Below are 18,172 nucleotides of genomic sequence, written 5' to 3' on the forward strand. Positions count from 1 at the left end.
AATAAACCATATAAAAGCGCCTGAATGTATTGAGGTGCTGCATATTGTAGATATTTAAAAACATGACAGCCACCGACTTCATTCAAATCATTGGGACAGCTGCGTTTGCCATTTCCGGCTATTTGGTCGGCTACAACAAGCGTTTGGATGTACTCGGTGTCGTCATTACTGCGTTACTGACGGCTGTCGGCGGCGGCATGATACGCGATAGCTTGGTCGGCCGGATTCCGCAAGTATTTTTGCAAACCGATGCGTTGATTGTTGTGTTTGCCACGCTTGCCATCGCATGGTTGATAAGGGTGCAACGTTATCGCAGCACCTATTTGGCTGCTGCTTTTATTATTGCCGATGCCATCGGTTTGGCAGCGTTCAGCATTACCGGCGCACAAATCGGTATGGCCTTGCAGCTCAATCTATTCGGCGTTATTTCTTTGGCTTTTGTGACTGCCGTTGGCGGCGGGATTGCGCGCGATATTTTGGTCAATGATGTGCCGATGATTTTGCGCACCGACCTTTACGGCAGCGTGGCTATTTTGATTGGCGGACTGATTTATCTGTTCGGGCATTTGGGCTGGATTAATATTTTTACGTTAAACCTGCTCTTTGCCGGCGGATTGTTGTTTCGCCTGACTGCATACCGTTTCCATTGGCAACTGCCCGGTTTCCAACGCCGCAGGAAATAAACTTATCTTACAGACGGCCTGTTATGGTTTTTTATTTAGGCCGTCTGAAAAACGAATCACTCATTTAACCGATTAACTTTTTTTCGACAGAAAGACCCTTATGACTTGGGAAACCGTAATCGGACTGGAAATCCACGTCCAACTCAACACCCAATCCAAAATCTTCAGCGGCGCATCCACTGCATTCGGTGCCGAGCCTAATGCCCACGCCAGCGTGGTTGAGTGTGCGTTGCCGGGCGTATTGCCGGTAATGAACCGCGAAGTCGTCGAAAAAGCCATCAAACTCGGTTTGGCTTTGGATGCGAAAATCAATCAGAAAAACGTGTTCGACCGTAAAAACTATTTTTATCCTGATTTACCAAAAGGCTATCAAATCAGCCAGTTGGATTTGCCGATTGTTGAACACGGCAAACTGGAAATCGTAGTGGGCGATGAGGTTAAAACCATCAATGTTACCCGTGCGCACATGGAAGAAGATGCGGGTAAATCCGTACATGAAGGTTTGAACGGTGCTACCGGTATCGACTTGAACCGTGCCGGTACGCCTTTGTTGGAAGTTGTCTCCGAGCCTGAAATGCGTTCCGCAGCCGAAGCTGTGGCATATGCTAAAGCGTTGCATGGTTTAGTGACTTGGCTGGATATTTGCGACGGTAATATGGCGGAAGGTTCGTTCCGTGTTGATGCCAACGTTTCTGTACGTCCAAAAGGTCAGGCCGAGTTCGGTACACGCCGTGAAATCAAAAACCTCAACTCTTTCCGCTTCTTGGAACAAGCCATCAATTATGAAGTGGAAGCGCAAATCGAAATTTTGGAAGATGGTGGTAAAGTACAGCAGGCAACCATGCTGTTTGATCCTGAAAAAGGCGAAACCCGTGTGATGCGTTTGAAAGAGGATGCGCACGATTACCGCTATTTCCCGGATCCGGATTTGCTGCCTGTCATTATTTCAGACGGCCAATTGCAAAAGGCCAAAGAGCAAATGCCTGAGTTGCCGCATGAAATGGCGGCGCGTTTTGTTGCCGATTACGGCGTGTCTGACTATGATGCGCGCCTGTTGACTGCCAGCCGCGCCCAAGCTGCCTATTTTGAAGAAGCGGCCAAAGCCTGCGGCCAAGGTAAATTGACGGCGAACTGGATGAACGGCGAGCTTGCCGCTACCTTGAACAAAGAAGGTTTGGAATTGGCTGAAAGCCCGATTACAGCTCCACGCCTTGCCGAGTTGGTTGCTAAAGTTGCAGATGGAACATTAAGCAGCAAATTGGCGAAAAAAGCTTTTGAAGCGATGTGGGCTGAGCCTGAAGCAGGTATTGACGAAATCATCGAAAAACATGGTTTGCAACAGATTACTGACACTGGCGCAATTGAAGCGATGGTGGATGAAGTGTTGGCAAACAATGCGAAAGCCATTGAGCAATTCCGTTCCGGTAATGAAAAAGCCTTAAATGCGATTGTCGGCCAAGTGATGAAAGCAAGTAAAGGCAAGGCCAATCCGGCTCAGGTTCAAGAGTTGATTAAAGCCAAATTGGCTTGATAGATAGGATAGGCCGTCTGAAAACAGGTTTTATTTTCAGACGGCCTTTGTTTTTGATAATAAATTTATTCTAAATACCATGACACATACCATTACCTTACCAGATCAAACTACATTTACGGCGAATGAGGACGAAACTGTTCTTGCTGCCGCAACCCGTCAGAATTTAAATTTGCCTCATTCTTGCAAAAGTGGTGCCTGCGGGCAGTGTAAGGCTGAGTTGATTAGTGGCGAATTTGAAATGGGCAAACATATTGATAAAGCCATCAGTGAAGAAGAAAAAGCACAAGGTAAAGTGTTATTGTGCTGTACTACTGCGAAGAGTGACCTGAAAATCAATGTGCCTGGGTTTAATCCGAATGCTTTACCGGTGCGTACTTTACCTGTACGCATTGAAACGATTGAAATCAAACATGATGTTGCTTTGTTGCGATTGGCTTTGCCTAAAGCGCCGTCATTTGCATTTTATGCCGGACAATATATTGATTTGCTGCTTCCCGGCAATATCAGTCGCAGCTATTCAATCGCCAATTCGCCTGACCAAGAAGGCGTTTTGGAGCTGCATATCCGCAAACGTGAAAACGGCGTATGCTCAGAAATGATTTTTGGTGCCGAGCCTAAAATCAAAGAAAAAGGCATTGTCCGTGTTAAAGGCCCATTGGGTACGTTTACTTTGCAAAAGGACAGCGATAAACCGATTGTTTTGTTGGCAACGGGTACAGGCTACGCACCTATCCGCAGTATTTTGCTTGATTTGATTCATCAGAATAGCGAACGTCCGGTTCATTTCTACTGGGGAGCACGTCAGCAGGAGGATTTGTACGCATTGGAAGAAGCAGAAGCATTACTAGGTCGTCTGAAAAACGCGAAATTCTCGCCTGTTCTTTCTAAGCCTGATTCCGATTGGAAAGGGGAGAATAGATATGTGCAAAATGTTGCCGCACAAAATTATCCTGATTTGAGCCAATATGAAGTTTATGCTTGTGGGTCACCAGCTATGACCGAGAGTGCGCAAAGTTTGCTGACTCAAAAATGCGCCTTGCCGGAAGATACCTTCTTCTGTGATGCTTTTTCACCGGCATAATGATGTTTATACAGAATTTATATGTTTGAATGCAGGTGTTAAGAGTAAAATTTGATGGCAATCTGTTTGAGAAAGAGTGTGTTTTTACACACTCTTTTTCTATGTCGTAGTTATTGAACAGATGCTTATATAGCTATTTTGTTTTTAAAAATTGAATTGATTATTTATCATAAAGAAAAAGGCCGTCTGAATATTTCAGACGGCCTTTGTTTTGAAGCAAGTATTAGCTACCAATCAGTTTCAAACGTTGACCAGGGGTCACAGTACGGGTATTGCGGTTCCAACGACGAATATCATTAACATCAACATTGAAACGGCTGGCAATGGTGTTCAAAGTATCGCCTTTGCGTACAGTGTAGGAAACGTTTTGAATCGGGTTGCCGCGGACTTTTGCTGGAGCAGCTGTAACACGGAGGATTTGGCCTTTTTTGATATTGTTGCCTTTGATGTTGTTGGCAATAATCAAATCAGCTACACTCAGGTTATAACGTTTGGAGATGTTAAACAACGTATCGCCATCTTCCACACGGTGTGTGCCTGCTGCAAGTGCTGCAGTTTGTGCGTTTTGTTGCTCACTCATACGGGCAAGACGCGCATTGATGCGGCTTTGTTGTTTAACGGTATTGGCTGAGATACGTTCTGTACGAGCGTTTTCAGCAGTGACAACAGTTTGAACTTGTTTGGTTTCAGGAGTCGCTTCAGTAACAGTCGCTGCAGGTTCCTCCGCAGGTCGGCTTTGTACCAAAGCCATCAGGTCATCATGCTCTTCTTGAACCGGAGCAACAGCAACAGATTCAACTGCTGGAGCAGGGGCTACATCGTTTGCGGCAACAGTTGGTGCAGTCAAGTCGGCCGGAATAGCTGTTTTGGGTGCTTCAGCAACATTTGTGGCAGCAGGCTCAGTAGTAGTATGGGTCATGGCTACAACAGGGGCGGCTACTTCCGCATTTGCAACTTGAGGCTGTGCTTTGGTTTCTGTTACTGCTACTGCTACAGAAGTAACGTTTTCAGCTTTGCTACGTGCAATAAAGTCAACCGATTTGCTGGACTGTGGAACAACAGGCGCAACAATATTGGTCACGGTATTTTGAGCGACTTTAACCGGTTCTGCTACGTTGGAAGCAATAATTGGAGACATAGCCGGCATATTGGATTGGTAAGTATCCGGCGTATTGTCTTTGTCGATAAAGTTAATAATGTCTTGACTTTGGGTAGCTGAGTTTTTAGCCACCAAAATGCTGCGGCCTTCAGAAATGGCGCTACCGCTCAGGCCGTTGAGGCGTTTGAGTTCGGCTACGCTCATGCCGGTATCGTTAGCAATGGCGTTAAGCTTCTTGTTGCCCAAAGAAGTATAAATATCCCAAGACATCAGGGTATCTGGATTGGCATTGCGGTAGTTCTTTTCAAATGCAGAAACCGCAGAAACCGGCAACAACAGACGACGATTGTTTTTAGGGATAAATACCGGGGCATTGAAACCTGGGTTGAGTGCCAACAGTTCGCTTTCGCTGATGTTTGCAAAGCGAGCGATTGTGCTGTTATCAATAGGTTTGTCGATGCTGATGGATTTGAAATACGGCTGATTGCTGATTTCACTGATATTCATGCCGAAAGTTTGTGGATTGGCAACGATATTTCGGACGGCCAAAAGTTTGGGAACGTAGTTGCGTGTTTCGTTCGGCATACGCAGGTTTTCGTATGTCGGCTCCAAACCTTGTGCACGGGCGCGGTTTACGGCGCGGCCGACGTTACCTTCGCCCCAGTTGTAGGCGGCAAGGGCCAAAGACCAGTCGCCGAACATACCGTGCAGGTATTGCAGGTAGTTCAATGCAGCATCGGTAGCGGCATAAACGTCGTGGCGGCCGTCATATAAAGGCGTTTTTTCCAAGCCGAAGTGGCGGCCGGTAGCCGGCATAAATTGCCACAGGCCGGATGCGCCGACATGAGATTTGGCTTTGGTTACGAATGCGCTTTCAATGAAAGGCAGTAAAGCGATTTCAGCAGGCATATTGCGTTTTTTAACTTCATTGGCAATATGGTACATATAAGGTTTGCTGCGAGAGATAGTGCGGTCGAAATATGCACTGTTTGCAGCAAATTTGTTTTCATGGCGGCGAACCAGTTCTGTGTTGACTTCGTTGATGCGGAAGTCTTTACGCAACGATGCCCACAAGCTGCCAGATCCGAAGGTTTGTGCTTTGGTTTGGTCGAGCAGGGAGGAGTTGAGGCGCATCATGGCCATGCCGACTTGGTTGGGTGTAGCGTTTTGCGCGTAGGCTGTGGCGGAAACTGCCGACAGGCTTGAAACGGTCAGAGCGATGGTTTTTAGTTTTGCCATAGTAAATAGAGTTATCAAATATATAATAAAATTTCGTCTTTTCGATGGTATCGTTTCAGCATTCAATCGTCAAGTCGGGCAGGGAATTTGCTTGTATGATGTGGTCGTGGTGTTAAAATTCTGTCACACAAGTCAGGATGCATAGGGGAGCATTTAATGGAAACTTTTTTTATGCAAACGCCAATGGGACAATATCTTGCTCAAAAAGAGGCGGATTTTTTCAGACGGCATTTGCAATATTTGAATGGTCAAGTGGCAGTTCAATTGGGCAGTATATGGCAGAGGTCGTCTGAAAATATGATTGTGGTGCCACGCGATGTGCGGATGGATGCTGAAATGTTGGCATTTGAAACGCATTCCGTGGATGTGTTATTGATGCCCCATCTTTTGGAAATTTCAACTGCGGATTTAGTGTTGAAAGAGGCGTTTAGGGTATTAAACCCTGAAGGAAGGTTGATTTTGACGGGGTTTAACCCTAAATCTTTGTGGGGATTGAGCTCGTGGTTTGATGGCAAAAGACTGCCTATGAAATCTCAATGTTTGGTTCTGGCTGAGTTGAAACGAAAAATTGCCGCTATTGGTTTTGAAATGGAATATGGGCAATTTATGAATTATCTGCCAGCGGTAAATTCGCCATCTGCTTTGAAGTTCTGGCGGTTTATGGAAAAGGCCGGGGATAGGTGGTGGCCTCAGTGTGCAGCGGTGTATGGTGTGGTTTTAACGAAACATTTGATTGGTATCCGTCCTTTGCCTGAATTGGAATCTGCATTCGATGGCAATACGGTCGCTTTAAGTACGGCACGTTTGGCCGAATAGTTTCAGACGGCCTATATATAATGATGAATTTGGAGAATAATGATGCCTGAATTACCTGAAGTAGAAACGACTTTACGTGGAATCGCGCCGCATATTTATGACAAAAAGATAGAAAAAGTCATTATTCGTCAGTTTAAATTGAGATGGCCTATCCATCCGAACTTGGCGCAAATTTTGGCAGGGCGCAAAGTTTTGGCATGCAACCGTCGTGCGAAGTATTTGATTATTACTTTTGAAACGGGTATTTTACTTATTCACTTGGGTATGTCCGGCAGTTTGCGTATTTTTACCGCCAATGATGAGCGTATCGCAACGCCGGATAAACACGATCATTTAGATTTTGTATTTGATGACGGTACCGTATTGCGTTATCACGATCCGCGTAAATTTGGTGCGGTATTGTGGTATGAGGGTATTGTCGAGCATCATCCGCTGTTGGAAAAGTTGGGGCCGGAGCCGCTCTCGGGTGATTTTGATGCAAATTACCTGTATCAGAAATTGAAAACCCAAAAGCGTGCAGTTAAATTAGCGCTGATGGATAATGCGGTGGTGGTTGGCGTTGGCAATATTTATGCGAATGAAAGTCTGTTTAAGGCAGGTATTTCGCCATTGCGTCCGGCGAATAAGTTGACCAAAAAAGAATGCGCATTATTGGTAGAGACTGTTAAAGCGGTTCTACAAAGGGCGATTGAAGCGGGCGGCAGTACGCTGCGAGACTTCGTTAATAGCGATGGGAAAAGCGGCTACTTTCAGCAGGAATATACGGTCTATGGACGCCACAATGAGCCTTGTGTCCAATGTGGCGGGTTGATTTTTAAAGAAACTTTGGGGCAGCGTGGAACATTTTATTGTCCAAATTGCCAGAAATAGTTTCAGACGGCCTTAAATGTCAGAGGCCGTCTGAACATAATGAACACAATACAGAAGAAATTTATGTCTAAACAAAAAGCTCCTTTTTTTAAACGACTGGGCAGACTTTGCCGTTTGGCAGCTTGGTTATTCAGAACCGCTTGGGATTTGCGTGCCATCGATGGTAACAATGCAGAGGAACGCAATCACGCCGTGGTTGTTTTGGGAAAAGGTGCGTTGGATGCTTTGGATATCGAATTGAAAATCGGCGTACCGCCGCAAGGAAATGTAAGCGGTACTTTGGTGGTGGCCAATCATGTATCTTGGTTGGATATTTTTGCCATGAGTGCAGTTTATCCAAGCAGTTTTATTGCGAAACAGGAAATCAGCGGCTGGCCGGTTTTGGGGAAAATGGGTAAAAATGCCGGTACGGTGTTTATTAACCGCAATTCCCGCCGTGATGTCGAGCCGATTAATCAGGCGATTTGTGCGGCATTGAAAGCAGGGCAGAATGTCAGCTTCTTCCCCGAGGCGCGCACTTCGTCCGGTTTGGGTATTTTGCCGTTTAAAGCTGCCCTGTTCCAATCGGCTATTGATGCGAAAGCGCCGATTCAGGCGGTAACTTTGCGATATTATGATGACGAAGGACAACGGACGGATTTGCCATCCTATGCGGAGGTAAACCTGTTTCAATCTTTATGGCGCATTGTTTCTATGAAGAAAATCCGTATCCGTTTGGATTTTTCGCCTCAATACAAACCGACAGACATGCCGGATAAAGACCGCTATGCTTTGAAGGATATTGCGGAAACAGCCATCGGCGAAATTGTGGCTTCTGATTCTCTCGTTCAGCCCTTACCTAAAAAATAATTTCAGTCAGGTACTTGTTTTATTTCAGATGGCCTTTATTTAAAGAAACAGCTGTTTTCGGTTTAATTAAATTGATAGTTTGATGTAATTAATATTATTTGAACTATAAATTATACAAATCGATAGGCCTGCATTAGAATGCAAGCATTGATTCATTTCTCAAACCCGAATTTTTAAGGAGCTTAAAAATGGCTTTGCAAGATCGTACCGGTCAAAAAGTACCTTCCGTAGTATTCCGCACTCGCGTTGGCGACACTTGGAAAGATGTTTCTACTGATGATTTGTTCAAAGGCAAAAAAGTAGTCGTGTTCTCTCTGCCTGGCGCATTTACTCCAACTTGCTCTTCTTCTCACCTGCCACGCTACAACGAATTGTTTGGCGCGTTCAAAGAAAACGGTGTTGACGCAATCTACTGCGTATCTGTAAACGACACTTTCGTAATGAACGCTTGGGCTGCTGAAGAAGAAGCCGACAACATCTACATGATCCCTGATGGCAACGGTGAATTCACTGAAGGCATGGGCATGTTGGTTGGCAAAGAAGACTTGGGCTTCGGCAAACGCTCTTGGCGTTACTCCATGCTGGTTAACGACGGCGTGGTTGAAAAAATGTTTATCGAACCTGAAGAACCAGGCGATCCTTTCAAAGTGTCTGACGCTGACACTATGTTGAAATTTATTGCTCCCGAGTGGAAAGCTCAAGAGTCTGTTGCCATCTTCACCAAACCTGGCTGCCAGTTCTGTGCTAAAGCTAAAAAAGCTCTGCAAGACAAAGGCTTGTCTTACGAAGAAATTGTATTGGGCAAAGATGCAACTGTTACTTCCGTACGCGCTATTACCGGCAAGATGACTGCTCCTCAAGTATTCATCGGCGGCAAATACATCGGCGGCAGCGAAGACTTGGAAGCTTACTTGGCTAAAAACTAATTGCCTGTATGCTTAAGACGGCTTGAAAAGGCCGTCTGAAATACCCAAATATAGAGTTATTCAGACGACGTTTGCAAATCGGCGTTCTGAATAACTCTATATTTACAAGTAGAATTTGAGATTATTGTTTTAAATCGATATTTAGGCATTGGCTATTGATTTTTAAATTTTGATAGTTTATAAAGTTTAGGCCGTCTGAAAACGGATAACCTGATGGCAATATCGGTTTGGATATAGACAGTAAGGATAAAATATGAAAAAGATTCAAGCAGATGTGGTGGTACTGGGCGGCGGTACAGCCGGTATGGGCGCATTTCGCAATGCCCGCCTTCATACAGACAATGTTTACCTGATTGAAAACAATGTGTTCGGCACGACCTGCGCGCGTGTGGGCTGTATGCCTTCTAAACTCTTGATTGCCGCAGCAGAAGCGCGCCATCATGCTTTGCATACCGATCCGTTTGGCGTGCATTTGGATAAAGACAGCGTAACGGTAAACGGCGAAGAAGTCATGCACCGCGTGAAGTCCGAACGCGACCGTTTTGTTGGTTTTGTAGTCAGCGATGTAGAAGAGTGGCCTGCCGACAAGCGTATTATGGGTACGGCAAAATTTGTTGACGAACGCACCGTCCAAATCGATGACCACACTCAAATCACTGCAAAGAGTTTTGTGATTGCTACCGGTTCGCGCCCTGTGATTTTCCCTCAGTGGGAAGTTTTAGGCGATCGCTTGATTGTGAACGATGATGTTTTCTCTTGGGATACCCTGCCTAAGAGTGTGGCCGTGTTTGGTCCTGGCGTAATCGGCTTAGAGTTGGGTCAGGCTTTGCACCGTTTGGGCGTGAAAGTTGAGATTTTCGGCGTAGGCGGAGCCATCGGCGGTATTTCTGACCCTGTTGTTGCTGAAGAAGCCAAAGCTGTTTTTGGCGAAGAGTTGGCTTTGCATTTGGATGCTAAAACCGAAGTCAAATTGGATGCGGAAGGCAATGTTGAAGTTCATTGGGAACAAGATGGCGAAAAAGGTGTGTTCGTTGCCGAATATATGCTGGCAGCCGTAGGCCGTCGTCCGAACGTTGACAATATCGGTTTGGAAAACATCAATATCGAAAAAGACACGCGCGGCGTGCCTGTTGCCGATCCGCTGACCATGCAAACCAGCATTCCGCACATCTTTATCGCAGGCGATGCGTCCAATCAATTGCCTCTGCTGCACGAAGCTTCCGACCAAGGCAAAATTGCCGGTCACAATGCCGCTATTTTCCCGAATATTGAGGGCGGTTTGCGCCGTAGCGTAATCGGTGTGGTATTTACCAGTCCGCAAATTGCCACTATCGGTTTGAAATACGCGCAAGTTGCGGCGAAATATCAACCTGATGAGTTTGTAATTGGAGAAGTTTCCTTCCGAAACCAAGGCCGCAGCCGCGTTATGTTGGTAAACAAAGGCCATATGCGTTTGTATGCTGAGAAAGCGACCGGCCGTTTTATTGGTGCGGAAGTTGTCGGCCCTGCTGCCGAACATTTGGCACACTTGATGGCTTGGGCACATCAAATGAAGATGACGATTCCGCAAATGCTGGATATGCCGTTCTACCATCCGGTTATCGAGGAAGGTCTGCGTACTGCATTGCGTGATGCCGATGCGAAATTGAAACAGGCTTGATTATTTGATGGAATAAAGGCCGTCTGAAACTCGTAGTGAGGTTTCAGACGGCCTTTTTTATGCTGTGAAGTTGTTAAATTAATTCTAAATCTGGACCGGCATTTTGCGCACGACGGCTTCGTAATTGAATGTCTAAGCGCAAGTCATGGGCGGAGTCGGCATTTTTAATAGCGTCTTGATAGCTGATATCGCCGTTTTCATACAAATCATACAAGGCTTGGTCAAAAGTGATCATGCCCATGCCGGTTGATTTTTTCATCATTTCTTTGATGTTGTGGACTTCGCCTTTTTGAATCAAGTCAGCAATAATCGGCGAATTGAGTAAAACTTCGACCGCCGCCACACGACCCCGGCCGCTTTCACGGGGAATCAGGCGTTGGGAAATAAAGGCTTGCAGGTTGAGCGATAAGTCGGTTAGCAACTGGGTACGGCGCTCTTCGGGGAAGAAGTTGATGATGCGGTCGAGCGCTTGGTTGGTGCTGTTGGCATGCAGTGTCGCCATACACAAATGGCCGGTTTCCGCGAAGGAAATAGCGTAGTCCATGGTTTCACGGTCACGGATTTCGCCAATCAGAATGACATCCGGTGCTTGGCGCAGGGTGTTTTTCAGCGCAATCGGCCAATTTTCGGTATCTACGCCGATTTCACGTTGGGTGATGATGCAGTTTTTGTGTTGGTGGATAAACTCAATCGGATCTTCGATGGTAATAATATGGTCGAAGCTGTTTTCGTTTCGATAGTCGATAAGGGAGGCGAGGGAGGTGGACTTGCCCGAACCTGTACCGCCGACAAAAATAACCAGACCGCGTTTCCTGAGGGCGATGTCTTTCAGAATAGGGGGCAGATTGAGCGTTTCAAATTTAGGGATATTGCCGGTAATGGAGCGGAACACCAAAGCAGTTGCGCCGCGTTGAACCATGGCATTGACACGGAAGCGGCTGGTGTCGGGCAGGCTGATGGCGAAATTGCATTCGTTGGTGGTAGAAAATTCTTCGATTTGTTTGGAAGACATAATCGAAAAAGCGATTTCCATACATTTTTCAGCACTCAGCGGCTCATCGGTCAGCCGCATGATTTTGCCGTCCACTTTCATGGCCGGCGGGAAGTTGGTGGTAATGAAAAGGTCGGAGCCTTTGTATTTGTTCATATGGCGTAGCCAAGCAAACAATTCTTCTTTTGCGCCCGGAGTATTTTCGTCAAACATAAGAATTCAGATAGTTAATATTAAGTTATTTTATTGAGAATAATTATAACAGAAGCAATCATTATTTGCTGTTTTGCCCACTAAAGTGGCTATCTGTTTTAAATTGAGTGTCGTGCTAGGAATATAGCAGATTTTTCAGTATCCCTGTGATTTTAAATTCTGCTGTTATAATGTTGCTCGATTAGTGAATGGAAAGGTAACGAGATGTCAGCACAAACAATTGCCGTGGTCGGCGCTATGGAACAGGAAATTGAGCTTTTGCGTGAAAGCATGTCCAATGTCAAACATGTGTCCTTCGGTAAATTCTCGGCATATGAAGGCGAATTGGCTGGAAAACGCACGGTATTGGTTTTGAGCGGTATCGGTAAGGTCAATGCGGCGGTTTCGACTTCTTGGGTCATTCATCAGTTTGCACCGGATTGCGTCATCAATACCGGCAGTGCAGGTGGTTTGGGTAAGGAACTGAAGGTCGGTGATGTGGTCATCGGCGAAACTGTGGCGCATCATGATGTTGACGTAACGGCTTTTGGTTATGTTTGGGGGCAGGTACCGCAACTTCCTGCTGTGTTCGCATCGGATGAAAACCTGATTCGCCAAGCAGAAAAGGCGGCGCAAGTATTTGAAGGTGCGGCTGTAACGCAAGGCTTGATTGTCAGTGGCGACCGTTTTGTACACAGCAGCGAAGGTGTCGCGGAAATTCGCAGTCATTTTCCTGACGTAAAAGCAGTGGAAATGGAAGCTGCGGCGATTGCGCAAACTTGTCATCAGTTGGAAGTGCCGTTTGTGATTATTCGCGCCGTATCCGATTCGGCAGATGAGAAAGCGGACATCAGCTTTGAAGAGTTTTTGAAAACGGCTGCCGTCAGCTCGGCGAAGATGGTTACCGAGATTGTCAAATCGCTATAAAACCATGCAAAAGCGTTGAATTTCCGTTAGAATACGGAACGATTCAACCTTATTCTAAGGCCGTCTGAAAACCGAATCCCTGTTTTTTCAGACGGCCTTTCAGCCTTTAATTGCATTTATCTTAATAACAATATGAAAAACATACGGAATTTCTCCATTATTGCCCACATCGACCACGGCAAATCGACGCTTGCCGACCGTTTTATCCAATACTGCGGCGGTTTGGATTTGCGCGAAATGAGTACGCAGGTGCTCGATTCCATGGACATCGAAAAAGAGCGCGGCATTACCATTAAAGCGCAAACCGCCGCGCTCAACTATAAAGCACGCGACGGGCAGGTGTATCAGCTCAACCTGATTGATACTCCGGGACACGTCGACTTTTCTTACGAAGTCTCCCGTTCGCTGTCTGCCTGCGAAGGCGCGCTTTTGGTCGTTGACGCATCGCAAGGCGTGGAAGCGCAAACCGTGGCGAACTGCTATACCGCGATTGATTTGGGTGTGGAAGTTGTGCCTGTTTTGAACAAAATTGACTTGCCTGCCGCAGAACCCGAGCGCGTGGAGCAGGAAATTGAAGACATCATCGGCATTGATGCCGTTGGTGCGGTGCAATGTTCTGCTAAAAGCGGCATTGGTGTGGAAGATGTTTTGGAAGAAATCGTTGCCAAAATCCCTGCGCCGACCGGCGATGAAAATGCGCCGTTGCAAGCAGTTATTGTCGATTCATGGTTTGACAACTACGTCGGCGTGGTTATGCTGATTCGTGTGAAAAACGGCATCATCAAGCTGAAAGACAAAGTGCGCTTTATGAGCACCAAGGCGGAAACGCAGGTTGAGCAGCTGGGTGTTTTTACGCCGAAATCAGTTCAAAAACAAGAACTTAAAGCCGGTGAAGTAGGCTTTTTGATTACCGGTGTGAAAGAATTGGGTCAGGCGAAAGTCGGCGATACGGTTACGTTGGTTGCCAACCCCGCTTCTGAGCCGCTGCCCGGCTTCCAAGAAGTACAAAGCCAAGTATTTGCCGGCCTTTATCCCGTGGAAAGTCACGACTACGAAGCCTTGCGTGACGCTTTGGAAAAATTGCAGCTGAACGATGCTTCGTTGAAATTTGAGCCTGAGGTTTCCCAAGCATTGGGCTTCGGCTTCCGTTGCGGCTTCTTGGGTCTGTTGCACTTGGAAATCGTGCAGGAACGTTTGGAACGCGAGTTCGACATGGACTTGATTACCACTGCGCCGACGGTGGTTTACGAAGTCGTGTTGAAGAACGGCGAGAAAATCGAAGTTGAAAACCCGTCCAAACTGCCTGAAATCAGTACCATCGAAACCATTCTTGAGCCGATTATCACTGCGACTATTCTTGTACCTCAGGAGTACGTCGGCAACGTCATGACTTTGTGTAACCAAAAGCGCGGCGTGCAGGTCAATATGCAGTACATGGGCCGTCAAGTCATGCTGACTTATGATTTGCCGATGAACGAAGTCGTAATGGATTTCTTCGATAAGCTTAAATCGACTTCGCGCGGCTATGCTTCGTTGGACTACCATTTCAAAGAGTTCCAACCGTCTGATTTGATTAAGCTCGACATTATGGTCAACGGCGAAAAAGTCGATGCTCTGAGTCTGATTGTCCACCGACAAAGCGCCGTTCACCGAGGTCGCGAGCTGGCATCAAAAATGCGCGAACTGATTCCGCGCCAGATGTTCGACATCGCCGTCCAAGCCGCCATCGGCAGCCAGATTATCGCCCGCGAAAACGTCAAAGCCCTGCGTAAAAACGTTTTGGCGAAATGTTACGGCGGCGATATTACGCGTAAGAAAAAACTTCTCGAAAAACAAAAAGCAGGTAAGCGCCGCATGAAACAAGTGGGCAATGTGGAAATCCCGCAAAGCGCGTTCTTGGCTATTCTGCAAGTGAGTGATAAATAATGAGTATAAATCTGACTTTAGGCGCAATCGTTGTACTGCTGGCCGGCTTGGTCCTCAACTTCAAAAGCAGCAAAGAGCGTCAGGAAAACGGCGAATGGAGCTCCGGCCTGCAATGGAGTTATCTCTTGTGCATGGTCGGCGTATTCGGCATTTTGTCCGAATTTATGAGCTTTACCGCCGTATTGCTGGTGTTTGTCGTGTTTACTGGTATTGTTTGGGCAATCCATAAAGGCCGTCTGAAAAAAAGTGAGACCGGCGAAGACAATGCGCATTTTACCGACTACATGGGCGGCTTTTTTCCCATCATCTTGGTTATCTTTGTGTTGCGCAGCTTTATTGCCGAGCCGTTCCAAATTCCGTCCAGTTCCATGCGTCCGGGCTTGGTCAAAGGCGATTTTATCTTGGTGAACAAATTCTCTTACGGTATCCGCCTGCCGATTTTGAATAAGGTCATTATCCCTGTTGGCAATATTGCACGAGGCGATGTCGTGGTGTTCAATTACCCACTTCAGCCTGAGATGAATTACATCAAGCGTATCGTCGGTATTCCGGGCGATGTTGTGGAATATCGTGATAAGGTTTTGACTGTTAACGGTGAAATTATTCCCGAAAAACCAAACGGCAATTATCAATACGCAGATGATACCGATCCATCTATGATTCATACGCTTGAGCGTTTTCAGACGGCCTTGAACGGCAAAAACTTTGATGTGGTCAAAGAAGCCGGTCAGCCTTCCGTATCCATTGCTGTATTGAACAAATACACCTCCGAAGTGATGCCTGAAAGCAATTACTCGCTTGAAACAAGCGGTTTGGAAAATTGCGAATACGCAGAAGACGGCAATGGCTTTATCTGTAAAGTTCCTGAAGGCCGTTATTTCGCGATGGGCGACAACCGCGACAACAGCGCCGACTCCCGTTATTGGGGATTTGTCGATGACAAGTTGATTGTTGGTAAAGCCTTCTTTGTTTGGATGAACTTTGGCGAATTCAGCCGTATCGGTACCAGCATCCAATAAGCAATAAACAGATTAAAAGGCCGTCTGAAATTTTTCAGACGGCCTTTTTTGTATCTATTTTTTGTCTTTTAACGAACCTAAATAAATTGCCAATAAAGTCAAAGTGGCACCGCTCCATTGGATGGTATTAATCGGTTTATCCAGCCAGAAATAATCGATTAACATAGCGGCGACTGGTTCGGAGAGTAGTAGGAGACCGGTCAGTGACAAGGATAAAAGCGGGATGGCGTAAGCAATCAATGCCCAAGCGAAGCATTGCATAACGATGCCGTAGATGGAGACTAGAATCACATCGTTTAAAGTCTTAGGATATAGATGGGCGGCATCGAATAGCAATGATGGGATGACCAGTGCCATTGCTCCGCCTAAGCTTAAAATCATCATCAGCGGAAACAAACCGACTTTTTCCTGCTCATGGGTTTTGCGTACGAAAACCATAGACAGGGCCAGCATGGCGCCGGATACTACGCCGCTGACAAATCCCCATGCGGCGTTGTCGTTATGACCGAACTCCGGGCTGCCGATCAAGGCTACGCCTATGGTGGCCAATATCAAACTTAAAATTTGTAAGGTACTTAGGCGTTCCGAATAAAAGAAGAAGCCGATGGCGGCTAAAAAGAAAATCTGCAGGCTGTTGAGTAAGGTTGAAATGCCGGGGCCTACGGCGTGAATGCTTTCGTGCCAAAGGGCGAGGTCGAATGCGAGGAAAACGCCGGATAAGATTGCGTAGCCAACCGTTTTTCTTTTTGTGGGCATTTTTTGTCTGAAAAAACGCCCGAGCAGGAAGAATATAGGGGCGGCAATCAGCAGGCGCCAGAATGCGATGGCGTAAGAGCCGACATCGACAAATTTGACGATCAAACTGCCCAAGCCGAAGACGACGCAGCCGACGACTAGCAGGGGCGCTGCATAATTTCCCGAACGTGTGTTCATCGGCTTCTCCAAGAATTAAATGAAGACGATTATTCCATAAAATATAGCTGGGGCGTTAATGATAAATAGTGGTAAGCCAAGATAAAGGGTTTATGATGAAAGGCCGTCTGAAAACTGTTTCAGACGGCCTTTTGATGATTTTCTGGCTTGATTTCGTATTGTTGTAGTATAAAATCGTTTTACGCCGTGTTTTCAGACGGCCCGATCAGTTTTGGTTTTGAGAAAAGGATTATTGGAAATGGCAAACCCTATTCGTGCGTTTTTGGATTATGTGCCGTCGGTTGATGAGTCTTGTTTTGTAGATGAGACTTCGGTAGTGATTGGCGAAGTGTCGCTGGCGGAAGATGTATCGATTTGGCCTTATGCCGTATTGCGCGGCGATGTGAACAGTATTTCTATCGGCAAACGCAGTAATGTGCAGGACGGCAGCGTTTTGCATGTGTCGCATAAGAATGCGGCGAAGCCTGACGGTTCGCCTTTGATTATCGGCGATGATGTGACGATTGGGCATAAGGTCATGTTGCATGGCTGCCGAATTGGGAATCGTGTGTTGGTGGGCATGGGGTCGATTATTTTAGACGATACGGTTGTCGAGGATGATGTGATGATAGGCGCGGGCAGTTTGGTGCCGCCGCGCAAACGTTTGGAAAGCGGTTTTTTATACGTCGGCTCGCCTGTGAAACAAGTGCGTCCGCTGACGGATGAGGAAAAGGAATTTTTGACGTATTCGTCCGCGCATTATGTTCGCTTGTCCGGCCAGCATAAAATTTCAAAATAAGGAAACCCAATACAATGAACGCAATTTATCTGGCTTCGGGCAGTCCACGCCGTCGTGAGATTTTGGAGAATTTGGGTTTCACGGTACGCCGCCTTCCTGCAGATATTGATGAAACCCCTAAAGAAAGCGAAGCCGCAGTAGAGTATGTGCGCCGTATGGCCTGTGAGAAAAATCAGGCAGCGGTGGCGCAATGGTTTGCTGCTCATAATCAAGAACCTGAGTTTGCTGTATTGACGGCGGATACGACGGTGGCGGATGGTGCGGTTATTTTGGGTAAACCGGAGTCCGAGGCCGATGCGGTCGATATGCTGGAACGCTTGTCGGGACGGACGCATCAAGTGCTGACGGCTGTATGCGTTTATTGGCAAGGTGTGCGCCATGATGTGGTGCAGACGAGCGAAGTGCGCTTTAAAACGTTGACGGCTGAGGAGATTGCAGCCTATGTTGCCAGCGGTGAGCCGATGGACAAAGCCGGTGCGTATGGGATTCAGGGTTTGGGCGGCGTATTTGTCGAGCATTTGCAGGGCAGTTTTACCGGCGTGATGGGTTTGCCGGTTTATGAGACCGCGCAACTACTGAAATCTTTGGGTTTGGAAGCGCCTCCGTTTGCTTAAAATTAGGCAAATGCCGTCTGAAAGCGTGCCGACAA

General features: G+C 46.7%; 16 protein-coding genes. 13 read left to right on the forward strand and 3 right to left on the reverse strand.

All coding sequences use genetic code 11. The annotated features are described in order from the left end of the window. Positions 1-62: 62 nt before the first annotated feature. The 3 genes from KCG54_RS03865 (at position 63) to KCG54_RS03875 (ending at position 3,298) form a co-directional block, all read left to right on the forward strand. A complete protein-coding gene (locus tag KCG54_RS03865) occupies positions 63-683 on the forward strand; it encodes a trimeric intracellular cation channel family protein (protein ID WP_254324710.1) in 621 nt (206 codons plus the stop codon). 100 nt (positions 684-783) lie between these two features. Beyond that, on the forward strand, positions 784-2,214 hold the full coding sequence (gatB, locus tag KCG54_RS03870; protein ID WP_254324711.1) for an Asp-tRNA(Asn)/Glu-tRNA(Gln) amidotransferase subunit GatB: 1,431 nt from the start codon (positions 784-786) through the stop codon (positions 2,212-2,214). A 79-nt stretch (positions 2,215-2,293) separates the two neighbouring features. Beyond that, positions 2,294-3,298: an FAD-binding oxidoreductase gene (locus KCG54_RS03875; RefSeq protein WP_254324712.1), complete on the forward strand. Its 1,005-nt coding sequence runs from the start codon at positions 2,294-2,296 to the stop codon at positions 3,296-3,298. Positions 3,299-3,521: 223 nt separating this feature from the next. Here KCG54_RS03875 and KCG54_RS03880 read toward each other — a convergent pair whose 3' ends face one another. After that, positions 3,522-5,636, reverse strand: coding sequence for a LysM peptidoglycan-binding domain-containing protein (locus tag KCG54_RS03880; protein WP_254324713.1), 2,115 nt, complete (start codon positions 5,634-5,636; stop codon positions 3,522-3,524). Between the two features lie 156 nt (positions 5,637-5,792). On the opposite strand from KCG54_RS03880, the gene KCG54_RS03885 reads away from it, so the two are divergent. The 5 genes from KCG54_RS03885 to KCG54_RS03905 all read left to right on the forward strand — a co-directional run bounded on the left by KCG54_RS03885 (position 5,793) and on the right by KCG54_RS03905 (position 10,757). Further along, a complete protein-coding gene (locus tag KCG54_RS03885) occupies positions 5,793-6,452 on the forward strand; it encodes a class I SAM-dependent methyltransferase (protein WP_254324714.1) in 660 nt (219 codons plus the stop codon). Positions 6,453-6,494: 42 nt separating this feature from the next. Further along, positions 6,495-7,322 carry a bifunctional DNA-formamidopyrimidine glycosylase/DNA-(apurinic or apyrimidinic site) lyase gene (mutM, locus tag KCG54_RS03890; RefSeq protein WP_254324985.1) on the forward strand — a complete coding sequence of 276 codons (828 nt, stop codon included), beginning with the start codon at positions 6,495-6,497 and terminating at the stop codon, positions 7,320-7,322. Between the two features lie 63 nt (positions 7,323-7,385). After that, complete coding sequence (locus tag KCG54_RS03895; protein WP_254324715.1) at positions 7,386-8,171, forward strand: 1-acylglycerol-3-phosphate O-acyltransferase; 786 nt, start codon at positions 7,386-7,388, stop codon at positions 8,169-8,171. Between the two features lie 188 nt (positions 8,172-8,359). Beyond that, on the forward strand, positions 8,360-9,097 hold the full coding sequence (locus KCG54_RS03900) for a redoxin family protein (RefSeq protein WP_003685261.1): 738 nt from the start codon (positions 8,360-8,362) through the stop codon (positions 9,095-9,097). A 253-nt stretch (positions 9,098-9,350) separates the two neighbouring features. Next, a complete protein-coding gene (locus tag KCG54_RS03905) occupies positions 9,351-10,757 on the forward strand; it encodes a dihydrolipoyl dehydrogenase (RefSeq protein WP_254324716.1) in 1,407 nt (468 codons plus the stop codon). 73 nt (positions 10,758-10,830) lie between these two features. On the opposite strand, the gene KCG54_RS03910 is transcribed toward KCG54_RS03905, so the two are convergent. Then, entirely contained in the window at positions 10,831-11,961 is a 1,131-nt protein-coding gene (locus KCG54_RS03910) for a PilT/PilU family type 4a pilus ATPase (protein ID WP_254324717.1), read from the reverse strand. Positions 11,962-12,165: 204 nt separating this feature from the next. Between KCG54_RS03910 and KCG54_RS03915 the strand changes: the two genes are divergently transcribed. The 3 genes from KCG54_RS03915 (at position 12,166) to lepB (ending at position 15,812) form a co-directional block, all read left to right on the forward strand. Continuing rightward, on the forward strand, positions 12,166-12,867 hold the full coding sequence (locus KCG54_RS03915) for a 5'-methylthioadenosine/adenosylhomocysteine nucleosidase (RefSeq protein ID WP_254324718.1): 702 nt from the start codon (positions 12,166-12,168) through the stop codon (positions 12,865-12,867). Between the two features lie 132 nt (positions 12,868-12,999). Further along, positions 13,000-14,793, forward strand: coding sequence for a translation elongation factor 4 (lepA, locus tag KCG54_RS03920; RefSeq protein ID WP_254324719.1), 1,794 nt, complete (start codon positions 13,000-13,002; stop codon positions 14,791-14,793). Beyond that, positions 14,793-15,812, forward strand: a complete 1,020-nt coding sequence (gene lepB / locus KCG54_RS03925) for a signal peptidase I (protein WP_254324720.1) — start codon at positions 14,793-14,795, stop codon at positions 15,810-15,812. The genes lepA and lepB overlap by 1 nt, the downstream gene beginning before the upstream one ends. A gap of 54 nt (positions 15,813-15,866) precedes the next feature. Here lepB and KCG54_RS03930 read toward each other — a convergent pair whose 3' ends face one another. Then, positions 15,867-16,745, reverse strand: a complete 879-nt coding sequence (locus tag KCG54_RS03930) for a DMT family transporter (protein WP_254324721.1) — start codon at positions 16,743-16,745, stop codon at positions 15,867-15,869. A 238-nt stretch (positions 16,746-16,983) separates the two neighbouring features. Between KCG54_RS03930 and KCG54_RS03935 the strand changes: the two genes are divergently transcribed. Beyond that, positions 16,984-17,523, forward strand: coding sequence for a gamma carbonic anhydrase family protein (locus KCG54_RS03935; protein WP_049350611.1), 540 nt, complete (start codon positions 16,984-16,986; stop codon positions 17,521-17,523). 14 nt (positions 17,524-17,537) lie between these two features. After that, the gene (locus KCG54_RS03940) at positions 17,538-18,137 is read left to right on the forward strand and encodes a Maf family protein (protein ID WP_254324722.1); all 600 of its coding nucleotides are present in this window, start codon (positions 17,538-17,540) and stop codon (positions 18,135-18,137) included. Positions 18,138-18,172 lie beyond the last annotated feature (35 nt).

The sequence above is a fragment of the Neisseria subflava genome (assembly GCF_024205705.1).
Lineage (GTDB): Bacteria > Pseudomonadota > Gammaproteobacteria > Burkholderiales > Neisseriaceae > Neisseria > Neisseria subflava_D.

Excerpts from the sequence above, each read along its gene's own strand:
- gatB (WP_254324711.1), top strand. The coding sequence starts at position 784 with ATGACTTGGGAAACCGTAATCGGACTGGAAATCCACGTCCAACTCAAC.
- lepA (WP_254324719.1), top strand. The coding sequence starts at position 13,000 with ATGAAAAACATACGGAATTTCTCCATTATTGCCCACATCGACCACGGC.
- lepB (WP_254324720.1), top strand. The coding sequence starts at position 14,793 with ATGAGTATAAATCTGACTTTAGGCGCAATCGTTGTACTGCTGGCCGGC.
- KCG54_RS03895 (WP_254324715.1), top strand. The coding sequence starts at position 7,386 with ATGTCTAAACAAAAAGCTCCTTTTTTTAAACGACTGGGCAGACTTTGC.
- KCG54_RS03885 (WP_254324714.1), top strand. The coding sequence starts at position 5,793 with ATGGAAACTTTTTTTATGCAAACGCCAATGGGACAATATCTTGCTCAA.
- KCG54_RS03900 (WP_003685261.1), top strand. The coding sequence starts at position 8,360 with ATGGCTTTGCAAGATCGTACCGGTCAAAAAGTACCTTCCGTAGTATTC.
- mutM (WP_254324985.1), top strand. The coding sequence starts at position 6,495 with ATGCCTGAATTACCTGAAGTAGAAACGACTTTACGTGGAATCGCGCCG.
- KCG54_RS03940 (WP_254324722.1), top strand. The coding sequence starts at position 17,538 with ATGAACGCAATTTATCTGGCTTCGGGCAGTCCACGCCGTCGTGAGATT.
- KCG54_RS03930 (WP_254324721.1), bottom strand. The coding sequence starts at position 16,745 with ATGAACACACGTTCGGGAAATTATGCAGCGCCCCTGCTAGTCGTCGGC.
- KCG54_RS03875 (WP_254324712.1), top strand. The coding sequence starts at position 2,294 with ATGACACATACCATTACCTTACCAGATCAAACTACATTTACGGCGAAT.
- KCG54_RS03880 (WP_254324713.1), bottom strand. The coding sequence starts at position 5,636 with ATGGCAAAACTAAAAACCATCGCTCTGACCGTTTCAAGCCTGTCGGCA.
- KCG54_RS03935 (WP_049350611.1), top strand. The coding sequence starts at position 16,984 with ATGGCAAACCCTATTCGTGCGTTTTTGGATTATGTGCCGTCGGTTGAT.
- KCG54_RS03915 (WP_254324718.1), top strand. The coding sequence starts at position 12,166 with ATGTCAGCACAAACAATTGCCGTGGTCGGCGCTATGGAACAGGAAATT.
- KCG54_RS03910 (WP_254324717.1), bottom strand. The coding sequence starts at position 11,961 with ATGTTTGACGAAAATACTCCGGGCGCAAAAGAAGAATTGTTTGCTTGG.
- KCG54_RS03865 (WP_254324710.1), top strand. The coding sequence starts at position 63 with ATGACAGCCACCGACTTCATTCAAATCATTGGGACAGCTGCGTTTGCC.
- KCG54_RS03905 (WP_254324716.1), top strand. The coding sequence starts at position 9,351 with ATGAAAAAGATTCAAGCAGATGTGGTGGTACTGGGCGGCGGTACAGCC.